General features: G+C 53.1%; 12 protein-coding genes, 2 tRNA genes and 2 pseudogenes. 4 read left to right on the top strand and 12 right to left on the bottom strand.

Annotation, left to right across the window (positions count from 1 at the left end):
* Positions 1 to 245: 245 nt before the first annotated feature.
* The 11 genes and pseudogenes from HPC37_RS02570 to HPC37_RS02625 form a co-directional block, all read right to left on the bottom strand.
* On the bottom strand, positions 246 to 383 hold the full coding sequence (locus HPC37_RS02570) for a hypothetical protein (RefSeq protein WP_208121670.1): 138 nt from the start codon (positions 381 to 383) through the stop codon (positions 246 to 248).
* 54 nt (positions 384 to 437) lie between these two features.
* Positions 438 to 524, bottom strand: a tRNA-Leu gene (locus HPC37_RS02575).
* Between the two features lie 7 nt (positions 525 to 531).
* Positions 532 to 607: transfer RNA gene (locus HPC37_RS02580), tRNA-Gly, on the bottom strand.
* Between the two features lie 93 nt (positions 608 to 700).
* Positions 701 to 1,258, bottom strand: coding sequence for a CDP-diacylglycerol--glycerol-3-phosphate 3-phosphatidyltransferase (pgsA, locus tag HPC37_RS02585; RefSeq protein ID WP_208121671.1), 558 nt, complete (start codon positions 1,256 to 1,258; stop codon positions 701 to 703).
* Between the two features lie 59 nt (positions 1,259 to 1,317).
* On the bottom strand, positions 1,318 to 3,147 hold the full coding sequence (uvrC, locus tag HPC37_RS02590; RefSeq protein WP_208121672.1) for an excinuclease ABC subunit UvrC: 1,830 nt from the start codon (positions 3,145 to 3,147) through the stop codon (positions 1,318 to 1,320).
* Between the two features lie 12 nt (positions 3,148 to 3,159).
* Positions 3,160 to 3,582 (bottom strand): YidB family protein, encoded by a 423-nt coding sequence (locus HPC37_RS02595; RefSeq protein WP_208121673.1) that lies wholly within the window; start codon positions 3,580 to 3,582, stop codon positions 3,160 to 3,162.
* Positions 3,583 to 3,598: 16 nt separating this feature from the next.
* On the bottom strand, positions 3,599 to 4,366 hold the full coding sequence (gene kdsB / locus HPC37_RS02600) for a 3-deoxy-manno-octulosonate cytidylyltransferase (RefSeq protein ID WP_208121674.1): 768 nt from the start codon (positions 4,364 to 4,366) through the stop codon (positions 3,599 to 3,601).
* Positions 4,359 to 4,541 (bottom strand): Trm112 family protein, encoded by a 183-nt coding sequence (locus tag HPC37_RS02605; RefSeq protein WP_208121675.1) that lies wholly within the window; start codon positions 4,539 to 4,541, stop codon positions 4,359 to 4,361. Before HPC37_RS02605 ends, kdsB begins: the two co-directional genes overlap by 8 nt.
* Positions 4,538 to 5,509, bottom strand: coding sequence for a tetraacyldisaccharide 4'-kinase (lpxK, locus tag HPC37_RS02610; protein ID WP_208121765.1), 972 nt, complete (start codon positions 5,507 to 5,509; stop codon positions 4,538 to 4,540). The genes HPC37_RS02605 and lpxK overlap by 4 nt, the downstream gene beginning before the upstream one ends.
* Positions 5,509 to 7,282, bottom strand: a pseudogene (msbA, locus tag HPC37_RS02615) (lipid A ABC transporter ATP-binding protein/permease MsbA). The gene lpxK and the pseudogene msbA overlap by 1 nt, the downstream one beginning before the upstream one ends.
* Before the next feature lie 32 nt (positions 7,283 to 7,314).
* Positions 7,315 to 9,782 (bottom strand): annotated as a pseudogene (locus HPC37_RS02625) (DNA internalization-related competence protein ComEC/Rec2).
* A 177-nt stretch (positions 9,783 to 9,959) separates the two neighbouring features.
* Here HPC37_RS02625 and dksA point away from each other — a divergent pair.
* From dksA to HPC37_RS02645, 4 genes are all read left to right on the top strand, one after another.
* On the top strand, positions 9,960 to 10,409 hold the full coding sequence (dksA, locus tag HPC37_RS02630; RefSeq protein ID WP_208121678.1) for an RNA polymerase-binding protein DksA: 450 nt from the start codon (positions 9,960 to 9,962) through the stop codon (positions 10,407 to 10,409).
* Between the two features lie 87 nt (positions 10,410 to 10,496).
* Positions 10,497 to 11,957, top strand: coding sequence for a polynucleotide adenylyltransferase PcnB (pcnB, locus tag HPC37_RS02635; RefSeq protein WP_208121679.1), 1,461 nt, complete (start codon positions 10,497 to 10,499; stop codon positions 11,955 to 11,957).
* Entirely contained in the window at positions 11,950 to 12,435 is a 486-nt protein-coding gene (gene folK / locus HPC37_RS02640) for a 2-amino-4-hydroxy-6-hydroxymethyldihydropteridine diphosphokinase (protein WP_208121680.1), read from the top strand. Before pcnB ends, folK begins: the two co-directional genes overlap by 8 nt.
* A gap of 94 nt (positions 12,436 to 12,529) precedes the next feature.
* Positions 12,530 to 12,757 (top strand): hypothetical protein, encoded by a 228-nt coding sequence (locus HPC37_RS02645; protein ID WP_208121681.1) that lies wholly within the window; start codon positions 12,530 to 12,532, stop codon positions 12,755 to 12,757.
* A 118-nt stretch (positions 12,758 to 12,875) separates the two neighbouring features.
* On the opposite strand, the gene metX is transcribed toward HPC37_RS02645, so the two are convergent.
* The gene (metX, locus tag HPC37_RS02650; RefSeq protein ID WP_208121682.1) at positions 12,876 to 13,955 is read right to left on the bottom strand and encodes a homoserine O-acetyltransferase MetX; all 1,080 of its coding nucleotides are present in this window, start codon (positions 13,953 to 13,955) and stop codon (positions 12,876 to 12,878) included.
* Positions 13,956 to 14,089: the final 134 nt, after the last annotated feature.

Genomic DNA, 14,089 nt, shown 5'->3' on the forward strand with positions numbered 1-14,089 from the left:
AACAACCTGATAACAAAAAAGACATTAGAAAAAATATTTTTTTCATCACTTCTCTCCCTCCGAATTGGAATGCTTGAAATTTTCTGAATCAGAGAAGCCATAACCCCCTGTGACTTGACCACCCACATTCATCTGTTTGCCAACATAACGCCTATATCTTGCGGGTTTTTAACGTTAACGTTCTCAGCGTCAGCGGTGATCCCTTCACGTCGCCCAAGGCAGCGTCATTCCATCAACGATTATATTTAGAGAGAAGAAATAAAGCCAGTATTAGCTATCTGCTGGTGGCTGTTGTGATGTTTTGCCAATGTCACTTTTAAATCACAGCCACCGAACAGCCACCAGTGGGGCATTTTTGCAAAAGTGCGGTGGCGTTTAGTCATAAAAAAAGCCGCTTTGTTAGCGACTATCTTTTTGAAATGATTGATTATTTTCAATGGTGCCCGAGGCCAGACTTGAACTGGCACAGCTCGAAAGCCGAGGGATTTTAAATCCCTTGTGTCTACCGATTCCACCACTCGGGCTTGAGGGTGGAGCGGGAAACGAGACTCGAACTCGCGACCCCAACCATGGCAAGGTTGTGCTCTACCAACTGAGCTATTCCCGCATTGCTCTCAAGTGCTGTGCATTTTACTGATTTTCGCTTTTAAGTCAACCGCGATTTTGCACCGCGTGGTTTGACTGCTCAAAAAACAGCTTTTTAAGGCGTTAAATCATCAAGCAAGCTGCCGCGTGCGGCTTTGAGGTATTGCAGCATCGACCACACGGTTAAAATCGCGGCAATATAAAGCGCGATGGTGGCTAAAGTTTCCATCCACGGCGCGGCGCGCCAGAGCAAGCCGATGAGGGAGATCATCTGTGCGGTGGTTTTCACTTTGCCCCAAATAGACACGGCCACTTTGCTTCTATCCCCGATTTCGGCCATCCATTCCCGCAAGGCGGAGATGATGATTTCACGCGAGATCATCACAATCGCCGGCAGCGTGATCCAAATTGAGTGGTAATATTCCACCACCAACACCAAGGCGGCCGCCACCATCACTTTGTCGGCTACGGGGTCTAAAAAGGCGCCAAAGCGGGTGGTTTGGTTCCATTTGCGTGCTAAAAAGCCATCAAACCAGTCGGTGATGGCGGCAATCAAAAACACAAGTGCGGTCAAAAATGGCGCCCATTTGTAAGGCAGGTAGAAACAAGCTATGAACAGCGGAATCAATACCACGCGAAACAGGGTGAGGAATGTTGGGATGTTTAATTTCATAGCAGTCAATTCAGCGCACAATTTGGCTCATTGTACTCCAAATTCGTGGGCTTGAAAACTCACGAATGCTTGAGATAATCAAAAATTGTCTCCGCCATGGTTTTGGAAATGCCAGGCACGCGGGCAATGTCGTCCACGGTGGCGGCCTTTACCCCTTGCATGCCGCCAAGGTATTTCAGCAGTGCTTGGCGGCGCTTGGCGCCAATGCCTTCAATCGCTTCAAGCCCACTTTGGGTGAAGGCTTTTTGCCGTTTTTTGCGGTGCGCGCCAATGGCGTGGCGGTGGGATTCATCACGAATATGTTGAATCAAATGCAGCGCACTGCTGTCGGCTGGCAGGTGGAACTCTTTATCTTGCCGGCTGATGATGAGCGTCTCCAGCCCCGCTTTGCGGTCCACCCCTTTGGCCACGCCAATCAACAACGGCTTGTTTTTATCCCACTCCACATCAAGGCTGTCGAACACCGCTTGGGCGCGATTAAGCTGCCCCTTGCCGCCGTCGATAAAAATAATGTCAGGCACTTTGCTTGGCTCAAGTGGCTTGTTGTAGCGTTTAAGCAAGGCCTTTTCCATCGCGGCATAATCATCACCTGGGGTGATGCCTTCAATGTTAAAGCGACGATAATCGGCCTTGAAAGGCCCCTCGTGATTGAACACCACGCACGAGGCCACCGTTTGCTCCCCCATGGTGTGGCTGATGTCAAAGCACTCCATGCGCTTGATGTGATCAAGGCCTAAAAGTGCGGTTAAAGCTTGGTAGCGCTCGCCGATGCGGCCACTTTGCTTGAGCTGCTCGGTTAGCGCGTTGTCAGCGTTGATTTCAGCCAAATGTAAAAATTTAGACTGCTTGCCCTTGGCGTTGTCTTGAATGTGGACTTGCACGCCGGCTTGCTCGCTCAGCGCGGTTTCAAGCACCGTTTTGTCTTTGAGTTTGCGATTAACCACAATCCGCTTTGGAATGCTGCGTCCCTGTGCGCCCTGCAGGTAAAATTGGCCCAAAAAGCCATGGGTGATTTCATCGAGTGCGGTGTAGCTTGGCATTTTCGGGAAGTAGCCTCGGCTGCCGAGCACTTTGCCTTGGCGGATAAAAATCATATACACGCACGCCAGCCCGTGGCGGTGGGCAATGGCGATGAGATCCATATCCTCACCTCGCGCATTGGCCACAAATTGCTGCTCTGTCACCGCCCGCACTGACTGAATTTGGTCACGAAATAACGCGGCTTTTTCAAAATCAAGCTGGCTGCTTGCCTGCTCCATTTGGCTGACCAGTTGCTCGATGATCTGGCTGTCGCGCCCTTGCAAAAACAAGCGCACATAATTGACCTGCTGCTGGTAGTCTTCATCACTGACGTAGCCACTCACGCACGGCGCCAGGCAGCGGCCAATTTGATACTGCAGGCACGGGCGCGAGCGGTTGCGATAAACCGAGTTTTCACACTGGCGAATCGGGAACATTTTTTGAATCAAGCCCAAGGCTTCGCTCACCGCGTAACGGTTTGGGTAGGGGCCGAAATAATCGCCTTTGATCTTTTGGCTGCCACGGTGAAACGTCACCCGCGGGTGGCGCTCTTTGGTGAGCAAGATGTAAGGGTACGATTTATCATCGCGCAGTAATACGTTGTATTTCGGCTGGTATTTTTGGATATAGTTGTGCTCAAGCAGCAGCGCTTCAGTTTCAGAGTGGGTGACGGTCACATCAATATGGGCGATCAGCGCCACCAGCGCTTCGGTTTTTTTGCTGCCGAGATGTTTGCGGAAATAGCTGCTTAAACGCTTTTTGAGATCTTTGGCCTTGCCAACATAAATCACCTCGCCCTCGGCGTTATACATACGATAAACGCCAGGCTCGCTGGTTACATTGGCAAGGAATGTTTTGGCGTCAAACATCAACAAGGCGCACTATTTTTTGAACAAACCACCAAGCACCGACTGGATGCCTTTGCTGAGCAAATCACCGTTGCCCGCGTCGTTCAAATGGCCATTAGGGCTGAGTTTGTCAACAATTTGCGGCAAAAATTGCGATAACAAATCTGACGCTTGGTGTTTATTCTCAAGGCCAGCCTCTTTGGCGGCGTGCTCAAGATCCTGTGAGCCAATCGCCTGGTCAATCTCTTGTGGTGAAACGGGTTTGTTTTCACCTTGGCCGAGCCACGATTGCACCAAATCACCCAAGCCACCTTGTTGAAATTTGGCCAGCAGCCCTTGCAGGCCGCCTTGGGAGTTTAATAATGCGTTAATCAACTGCATTGCCTGTACACTTTGCCCGCTTTTGCCTTGGCCGAACAGCCCAGACAAGACGGAGCCAACCACTTTTTCAAACATCGTTTAGCCCTCTTGGTTATGCTAAAATTTGGCGGACTTTTTCCAAGTCCTCCGCGGTGTCCACCCCAACAGCGGGCGTTTCTTTGGCAATCGCGATGTGGATTTTTTCACCATACCACAACACCCGCAACTGCTCTAATGATTCGATTTGCTCAATCGGGCTTGGCGCCCACGCCACATACTGGCGGATAAACCCCGCGCGATAGGCATAAAGCCCAATATGGCGCAAATAGTCAAACTTTTCAACCGCACTTTGTGCCTCACTCGCCCCTTGTTTGGCAAATTCATCACGGTGCCACGGAATTGGCGCACGGGAAAAATAGAGCACATAGCCGTCTTTATCGCACAGCGCTTTAACCACATTTGGGTTGGCCAGCTCGTGTGCATCGTCAATTTTCACCGCCAGTGTGGCCATTTTCGCCTCACTGCCCGCAAGCAACGTGGCCACTTGTTCGATAATCACAGGCGGAATTAACGGCTCGTCGCCTTGCACGTTGACCACAATCTCATCATCCGCCAAGCCCAGCACGTCAATCACCTCCGCCAAACGCTCGGTGCCAGAGTTGTGATGAGCGGAGGTCATGCACACCTCGCCACCAAATTGCTCGACCGCACTTTTCACGCGTTCGTCATCGGTGGCCACCACCACGCGTTCGGCGCCGGCGTTTTTCGCTTGTGCCCACACGTGTTGAATCATCGGCCGGCCGGCGATATCCGCCAGCGGCTTGCCTGGCAGGCGGGAGGAGGCATAACGCGCTGGAATAATCACGGTGAAATTAGCCATGTTGCACCTCCTCGTTGAGCGCAACCGCACTTTCAGGCAGCAGCACGACAATGTCTTGATCGATGGGATAAGCCAACTTTTCATGCTCACAAATCAGCCGTGCATGCGCCTCGTCATAGCGCAATTTGGCTTGACAACGCGGGCAAGCCAACATGCCTAACACCTGTTTATTCATTTCACTAACCTCACTATGTTCTCGATAATCGGCTCAATTTCAGCACTCATCTGTGCTTGCACAGGCACATACCACCAATTGCTTTGCGCCTGCGCGTGGTATTTCACGGCGTCTTTTTCTGTCATCAGCAAATGCTGCTGCTCTGTCACCATCGCCTGCAGCTGCTCGGCACTCGCGTGATGATGATCGGCCAAACTGTGCTGGGCGATCGGTTGAATACCAAAATGCGCTAACGTACTAAAAAAGCGCGGCGGGTGGCCAATGCCGGCCATCGCCACTACCGTTTGGGTAGCAAACTCGCGCAGTGGCCGCACCTCTTGCGTGCGCATATTCACCGCACTGTCAGCCACAAGGCGCATTTGTACCTCGCCTGCGCTCGCCTGGCCACCGTTGCAAATGATGCCATCCACTGTTTTAAGCCGGGCTGGGCACTCACGCAGGGGGCCGGCGGGCAGTAAAAAGCCATTGCCCAAGCGGCGCTCGCCGTCAATCACCGCCAGCTCCACATCGCGCACAAGCTTGTAGTGCTGCATGCCATCATCGGCGAGAATAACATCAACCGCACTTTGTGCCAGCAGCGCTTCAATCGCCTGCTGTCGATTCGGGCACACTGCCACAGCAGCACCCGTGCGCTTGGCGATGAGCACCGGCTCATCACCGACTTGTTGCGCGTCGCTGGCCGCATTAACCAACCGCACTTTGTCTGTTTTTTCCCCACCATAACCGCGGGAGATCACCCCCACACGCAAGCCTCTTGCTTGCAATGCCTGCGCCAGCCAAATCACCACGGGCGTTTTGCCATTGCCCCCAACGCTGATGTTGCCCACAATCACCACGGGCACGGGCGCTGTGTAGGGCGTGAATACGCGCTGATAGCACCACCGCCGCAGGCTGGCCACCAGAGCAAAAAGTGCGGAGAGCGGCAACAAGAGATAACTTAAAAACGTCCGTTTATACCAAAATGTCATCATGATGCGTGGTTAAATTGCATTTTATGCAGCTGAGCATAGGCCTGCCCTTTTGCCAGCAGATCGCTGTGGGTGCCTTGCTCAACAATTTCACCGTGGTCAACCACCACAATTTCATCGGCATTTTCAATGGTGGAAAGCCGATGGGCGATCACAATAATCGTGCGCTCACTGCGCATGTCATCCAGTGCCGCTTGAATGGCGCGCTCTGATTCGGTATCCAGCGCGGAGGTTGCCTCATCAAGCACCAATACGCTAGCATTGCGCAACAGCGCGCGGGCAATGGCCAAACGCTGGCGCTGGCCGCCAGAGAGCATCACGCCGTTTTCGCCCACCACGGTGTCCATGCCTTGCGGCAAATCTTCAATAAATTCCAGCGCGTAGGCCGCTTTGGCCGCCGCGACAATTTGCTCACGGGTGTATTGGTCGGTGGCGGCGTAGGCAATGTTATTCGCCACGGTATCGTTGAACAGATGCACCTGTTGTGATACCACCGCGCAGTGATTGCGCAGGTTTTCAAGCGTGTAATCCTGCACGTTGCGCCCATCAAGGCACACCTCGCCGTGGTGCACGTCGTAAAAGCGCGTGATCAAATTGGCGATAGTCGATTTGCCCGAGCCAGAGCGCCCCACCAGCGCCACGGTTTTGCCCGCCGGGATGGTGAGATTGATATGGCGCAGCACATCGTTGTTTTTGCTGGCATAACGGAAGGTGACATCACGAAAGCTCACCTCGCCACGCACCTGCTCCACCGCCAGCGTGCCGTTGTCTTTTCTTCGGCAAATCCATGATGCTAAACAGCGTTTGGCAGGCTGCCATGCCGCGTTGGAACTGGGCGTTCACGTTGGTTAAGGATTTCAGTGGCTTCATCATCGCCAGCATTGACGAGAACACCACGGTGAAATCCCCCGCCGTCAATGATTGCTCCATTATACTTGGAATCGTGGCGAGATAGAGCACCACCGCGAGGGCGAAAGAAGCGATGATCTGCACAATCGGGTCAGAAATGGCCGAGGCCATCATCATCTTCATGCCCTTGCGGCGCATGTCGTTGCTGACATGGTTAAAGCGATCTTCCTCCACTTTTTGACCACCAAAGGAGAGCACCACTTTGTGGCCTTTAAGCATTTGCTCGGCACTGGCGGTCAGCTCGCCCATTGAGGTTTGCATATTTTTGCTCAATCGGCGAAAGTGCTTTGAAATCATGCTGATCAGCACCGCGATAATCGGCCCGATGATAAAGAGCACCACCGAAAGCTGCCAGCTGGTGTAGATCATCACCGCCAACAGTGAAATTAAATACGCCCCTTCGCGCACAATGGTCACCAGCGCGCCCGAAGACGATGCGGCCACTTGTTCTGAATCATAGGTGATGCGCGAGAGCAATTTGCCCGAGGAGTTGTTATCAAAAAAGGTGACGGGCATATACATCATGTGTTTGAACAATTTGCGCCGCATCACCATAATCACTTTGCCAGACACCCACGCCAAGCAATAGGTGGAAACAAAATTACTCAAGCCGCGGAAGAAAATCAAAATCACCACCACCACGGCCATGATTTTCAAAAAGCTGCTGTCCGCCTTGCCAAAGCCGTCATCAAGCAGTGGTTTTAGCATATAAATCAAGCCAGAGTCGGTCAAGGCGTTGATGATCAGCGCGATCGCCGCCACAATCAGGCCAGATTTAAACGGCACAATCATCGGCCACAGGCGCTTGAATGTTTTGCCAGTGGAGAAATCTTTATCCAGTAATTCAGTTTCGGTTTCGTTCATTTTTATCATCTTTTCGCTAATTTGGGCTTATTTTAACTGTTATTGCCCGCCACGCCAACAATTGAATGAAACCACGGCGCATATCGCGTGCGCGCGCAGGTGATCTCCACATCGGGCGGGTCATACACATTCAGTTGAATTTGCCCGCAACGTGCGGTGTCGAAAACCGCACTTTGCACTTTTTCAAGCCGCGCAAGCACGCTCGGGTGCGGGAAGCGCCACGGATTATTCAACCCCACGCCGATGAGTGCCACGCGCGGTTGCAGCTGTGACAAAAACCGCCACGAGCTGGAGGTTTTGCTGCCATGATGCGCCACTTGCAGCCAATCAACTGGCCCAACTTGGGCGGCAATGGCACGCTCGCCCGCGGCGTCGAGATCGCCTGTGAGCAAAAAGCGCAACCCATCGCGGGCAATCAGCAGCACGCAAGAGTCGCCATTTTGTGCTCGTGCCACCTGGCGCGGCGGCCAAAGTGCGGTTATCTCAAAGCCTTGCCACTGCCAGCGCTGGCCTTGCACGCAGGCCATCGGCGCGCGGCCATAATCTTTATGCGACGGGCTGATGAGATTAAGGTTGGGGTACGCCGTTAGCAGATCCCGCGCGCCACCGCTGTGATCGTTATCGTCATGGCTCACCACCAGCCACTGCGGCTCAAGCCCAGCGCGGGTAAGAAAGGGCATGATTTCAAGCTGGGCCATGCTGCCACGCCCCAGCCAACGCCGGTGTCATAAATCAGTGCGTTGTGGTGGCGATTTAACACCAGCGAGAGCCCCTGCCCCACATCCATCACATTGAGCTGCCATTGCGGCGCGCGCGCCACCATTCCGCCTAAGCACCCCAGCGCCAGCGCACCAAAGGCCAGCGCACTTTTGCCATAATGCAAAAAAGGCTTTGTGAAGGTGTCATCATGGGTAACAGGGCGCCATTTAAGGATAAGCAATAAAAGTGCGGTCAGGCCAAACAGCGCGGCGCTCAAGGCCAGCATCTGGTGGTTTGATAGGCTCAATAAGCGATTTGGCAAACTCTCAAGCAGCCACAGGCAGCCGCTCAATAAGCTATCAAGCCACGCCCAAGGCAGCGCGGCGGTGGCAATGTTGAATAACAACAGCGGCATCACCACCACGGTGAAAATCGGCAATAGCAGCAGATTCGACCACAACGCCCCGAGCGGCAGCTGGCCAAAGAGCCACAATTGCAACGGCGTGAGCAGCAAAAGTAACCCAACTTGCAGGTGCAACAACCCGAGCGCGGCGTAGGCGAGTTTGCCAGCCGTGGTGCGTTGCAACCGCACTTTGAGGTTTTGCCCGCGCCAGTGCCATTGCCCAAGCGGCAAAAAGGTGTTGAACAGCCCAATGGCAGCCACGGCACCAAAAGAGAGCCAAAAGCCCGATTGCAAATAGGCAAACGGCCAAATTAGCGTGACCACCAATGCGGCATAAAGCAGCACTTGCCAAGGGCGCAGGTGAATACGCAACATTGTTGCCAAAAGCCACACCCCAAGCATGCACAGCGCGCGCTGGGTCGGCAGTGAGAAGTTGGCCAAATAGCTATATAAAAGCGCAAACACAAAGCTGGTGAGTAGCGGAAAGTGCGGTGACAGCCAGCGCGCTGGCATCAGCCACTGCATAGCGCGAGCCAACATAAAGCCGAAGAGCGCAATCAGCCCAATGTGCAGCCCTGAAATGGCCATTAAATGCGCTGTGCCACTGGCTCGAAACAGCGCCCACTGGCTTTGGCTGACCGCCTCTCGCTCACCAAAGCCCAGCGCGAGCAGCAGGCCTTTATTTTCTAGATTTGTCAGCGCACGCTGCGTTTTGGCCAACAGCTCGGCGCGCAGCCCTGAGGGCTCGGCCAGCTGTTGCCCCTGCTTGACCGTGGCGGTTGCGATAATCCCTTGCGCAATCAGCCAGCGCTGGCGGCTAAAACCCCCGATATTCAGCCGTCCCTTGAGCGCCGTGGGTTTGAGTGAAAGCTGCCAGTGCGCGCCGACTTGGGCGGGGCTGTCGAGCTTCCAGTTTAGCAATAGCTTTTGCCAGCCCAACTGCCATGGGCGCAAATCCACCTGCGCCACCACGCTGGTGTAAACCGCACTTTGGCTTTTCACCTCCACGAGCTCCGCCGTGGTGGAAATCGCCCCTAATTGCGACGCGGCATTGGCCTGCGCCCAAAAATGCGCGATCTGCCATTGTGTGAATGCTGCACAAAACAGGAAAAGTGCGGTTGTGCCAAGCGCGCGCACACGTTTGCGCCAGCCCAGCAGCGCCAGCACCACGCCTGCAGCGCACAGGTAGGGGTATGCCCCCAAGGCCGCGAGGGGCAAAAATAACACTTGCAAAAGTGCGGTTAAATAACACAGTGAAAATCGTAACACGCGCGCTGAGAGTTTGCTAAATAATAGACAAATAGCAAAAAGCCACATTGGAGAAAAGGCCAGGCCCGTGATTTTGGAATGGCGATCGCAAAAGTGAAACTCATCACAAATTTCAATAAAAGTTGACATAAAAGCGCCTGCCTGTGTAAAAAAAGTGCAATCTTGACAATATTTTATTTGCCAAATGCGGACAGGTCTGATAAATATACGCCTTTAAAAAATCGCGACAGACTCTACCTCGATGGAGTTAATGTCATTCACTCATGCATGAACCTCGCTTTAGCAGTTCACACACAGGAGAATAAAATGAGTAAAAGTGCGCCGAAAACGTCGTTGAGCCTTTTGTCTTTGGCTGGCGTGGAGCCTTACGTCGAAAAGAAAAATGAAGAATATATGAACGAGAATCAGCTCGCTCATTTCAAAAAAATTCTCCATGCTTGGCGAAACCAAATTGTTGATGAAGCGGGCAAAACCGTTGCACAAATGCAAGACGAAGCCGCCAACTTCCCAGACCCGGCCGACCGTGCCACCCAAGAAGAAGAGTTTTCACTGGTGTTGCGTAGCCGTGACCGCGAGCGCAAATTGCTGAAAAAAATTGACCACACATTAGCCAAAATTGAAACAGGTGATTTCGGCTACTGCGACACCTGCGGTGTCGAAATTGGCATTCGTCGCCTTGAGGCGCGCCCAACGGCGGATTTGTGCATTGATTGCAAAACATTAGCCGAAATACGCGAAAAACAAACCTCAAAATAATGCACGAACGCCCCTGCTTGCAGGGGCTTTTCACTTGCAAAATCCACTTTTTTGACTACAATTTGCAATCAAATTCAAGCTTGCCAATTGAGGTGCCCTATTTTAAAACTGATTAAACAATTTTTCGGCAAAGTCGAACAACCCAGCAACCCGCAGCCGACTACAACTGCCCCTGCGCCGAGCCCTGCCCCACGCCCAGCCGAAACGCATGGGCAAGAAACACTTCAGCCCACTCGCGTGAAGGCCTCAAGCATCGGCGTGCACACCAAGCTGGTATCTCACAACGCACTGAGTGTGGTCACCAAACTGCAGCGCCACGGTTATGAGGCCTATTTGGTTGGCGGCTGCCTGCGCGATATGCTGCTTGAGCGAAAGCCGAAAGATTTTGACGTGGCCACCAACGCCAGCCCAGAACAGATCAAGCGCGCCTTTGGCCGCCAATGCCGCCTTGTCGGCCGCCGCTTTCGCCTAGCGCACATTATGTGTGGGCGCGAAATTATTGAAGTGGCGACCTTCCGCGGCGAATCCGAAACCTCGGATGAATTACAGCGCAAATGCAACACCGACGGCATGCTGCTGCGCGATAATGTTTACGGCACTCTCGAAGACGACGCCAAGCGGCGCGATTTCACCGTCAACTCCCTTTATTATGATCCGCAGCGCAATGAAGTGCTGGATTATTTCAACGGCGTGGACGACATCCGCGCGGGCAAGCTGCGCCTTATTGGCGACCCTAAAGTGCGGTATCAAGAAGACCCTGTGCGCATTTTGCGCGCGGTGCGCTTTATGGCCAAGCTGGATATGTTCCTAGAACGCGAAAGCCTTGAGCCGATAGCGCACTATGCCCCACTACTACGCCAAATCCCTTCTGCGCGCTTATTTGATGAGTCACTCAAACTGCTGCAAAGTGGTAATGGCTTGAAAACCTACCGCCTGTTGCGGGAATATGATTTGGTGAAATACCTCTTCCCGACCTTGGTGGCCTATTTCACGCCAAATCAAGACTCCCTCGCCGAGCGCATGATTGAGCACGCCCTGCGCTCAACCGATGAGCGTATCGCCGATAACTTGCGGATTAACCCGGCGTTTATGTTTGCCGCGATTTTTTGGTACCCACTGCGTGAGAGCATGGAGCAGCTGAAAAACGAAGCAAATTTGAAAAACAACGATGCCTTTAACGTCGCCGCCGCCGATGTGCTCAGTGGCCTTTGCAAAGCACTGGCGGTGCCACGGCGTCACACCATGGTGATTCGGGAAATTTGGTCACTGCAATTGCAGTTTCCACGGCGCAACGGCAACCAAGCTGAGCGCATTTTTGCTCGCAACAAATTCCGCGCTGGCTTTGATTTGCTCGCCATGCGCGCAGAATTAGAAAAAGGCGATTTAATCGAGCTGACCGAATGGTGGCATGCCTATCAATTAAGCAACGAAAGCCAGCGTCAAGCGTTGGTGGACGAGCAAAATCAAAAATCGCCACCGGCGAAAAAACGCCGCCCACGCCGGCGTCGCAAACGCAAACCTGCCACCACGGGAGCCAATAATGCCTAGCGTGCGCGCCTTTATTGCCCTTGGCAGCAATTTGGGCAACCCTGTTGAGCAGCTTGAGCGCGCCTTGAATGCCCTCAAGCAGCTGCCTGACACGCAGCTCAGTGCGGTCAGCGCGTTTTATCAAAGCGTGCCCCTTGGCCCGCAGGATCAACCTGATTACGTCAACGCCGTCGCCGCTGTTGATACCGCACTTTCACCTTTGGCACTGCTCGAGCAGCTCCAACAAATTGAACAGGCCCAAGGCCGCGTGCGCAAACGCCGCTGGGGCGAGCGCACGCTTGACCTCGACATTTTGCTCTACGGCAATACCTTCATCCAAAGTGAGCGGCTCACCGTGCCGCACTACGACATGCACCAGCGCGAATTTGTGCTGATCCCACTGCTTGAGATCGCCCCTGATCTCATCATGCCCGATGGCACACCACTGCACGCCCTCGCTGAGCCTTTTGCCAATCACACCATGCAAAAAGTGCGCTAGCGTCTACGATCGTCATCGCATTTTGCCCGCCGCGGCCTTGCTCTGCGCCTCGCCGTAATTTAACCTGCAAGCACACACCACCGCAGGAGGCACTATGTTAACGTTATTTAAACGCCCAATTGAAAAAGAAACTTTAGATGCGTGGGCTAAAATGAGTGATGACATTGCTAAGGTTGCTATCTTAGCTGTTCCTGTTGTCATTTTAGGGGAAAATGCTATACTCAATAAAGGATTAAACGCAGTCATGCTGCTAATGGCGATATTTCTCTTTATGAATATTGCTCGCAAACTGAGAGTATTAAAGGCAACATTAGGGGGATAAATGAGCGCAGTGACATTCAGCATCGCTACTTTTCTACTTATGGCGATACTCTTCAACTACTTGGTATCAAAACTCGCCAATAAAAATAATTAACTTAAGCCTGCCCACGCAGGCTTCATTATTCCTGCCCTAAACCCTTGCGCAAAAACGGTTCAAAAAAGTCGTATTCCACCAAAAAGGCATCGTGGCCGAAGTCGGAATTGAGCTCGTAATAGTCAAGATTCACGCCGCTTGCTCGCAACTCATCGCGGCTGGCGTGCATATCACTTAAGGTGAAGAGTTGATCGCTGGCGACAGCAATCATGGTGTAGTGCGCTTGAATGCGTGAAAGTGCGGTTTGACGGCTTTCATAGCCGTCGGCAGGGTCAAAGCTGTCGAGCGCGCGGGTGAGGTGCAAATAGCTGTTGGCATCAAAGCGGTCAAGAAATTTTTGCCCTTGATAGCTCAAATAAGACTCCACCTGAAAGGTGTCGCCAAAATAGCGCGGCTCTTGCTTTTTGGCGCGGCCAAAGGCCTTGTTGAGTTGGCGGCCCGTGCGATAGGTCAGCATGCCGAGCATCCGCGCCACGGCCAGCCCTTGATGCGGTGGCGTGCTCTCATAGTAATCGCCATTATTAAAGTGCGGATCTGCGATGATCGCCTGGCGCATCACATGGTCAAACCCCACCGCCTCAGGGCTTAGTGCCAGTGAGGAGCACAAGTTAATCACATGGGTTATCATCTCGGGATACGCAATCGCCCACTGGGTAGCCTGCATGCCGCCAAAAGAGCCGCCGATCACCGCGTGCAAATGATGAATCTCGAGATAATCCAACAGCGCTTTTTGCACGGCAACGATATCCTGCACGCTAATAGCTGGGAAGCGGCTGCCAAAGGCCTTGCCGTCAGGCGCTAGAGAAGACGGGCCCGTTGTGCCCATGCAACCGCCAAGCACGTTGGAGCAAATGAAAAAATAGCGCTGCGTGTCCAACGCCAGCCCTGGCCCCATAAAATTTTGCCACCAGCCTTTTTGCCCCGATTCACTCGCGTGATAAGGCTCGGCGTCGCCGGTGAGCGCATGGCAAATCAGCACAGCGTTGTCGCGCGCGGGATTGAGCGTGCCGTAGGTTTGGTAGGCCACCTCAATGTTGGCAAGCGCGCCGCCATTGAACAGGGCAAGCGGTGCGTGTTGAAATAGGGTTACACGTTTGATTGTCATAGACCTTACACAGCGGGTTGACGAAATGCCATTACGTTACCGAGCGGCGGGAGATGTCAAGAAATTTTAGCAGTCTAAACGTCTAGATTTAAAAACGGCTAAAATAGTCTTTGCATTTTGCCGCTTGCACGGTA

This window comes from Spirabiliibacterium mucosae, assembly GCF_014884965.1.
In the GTDB taxonomy this organism is placed as follows: domain Bacteria; phylum Pseudomonadota; class Gammaproteobacteria; order Enterobacterales; family Pasteurellaceae; genus Spirabiliibacterium; species Spirabiliibacterium mucosae.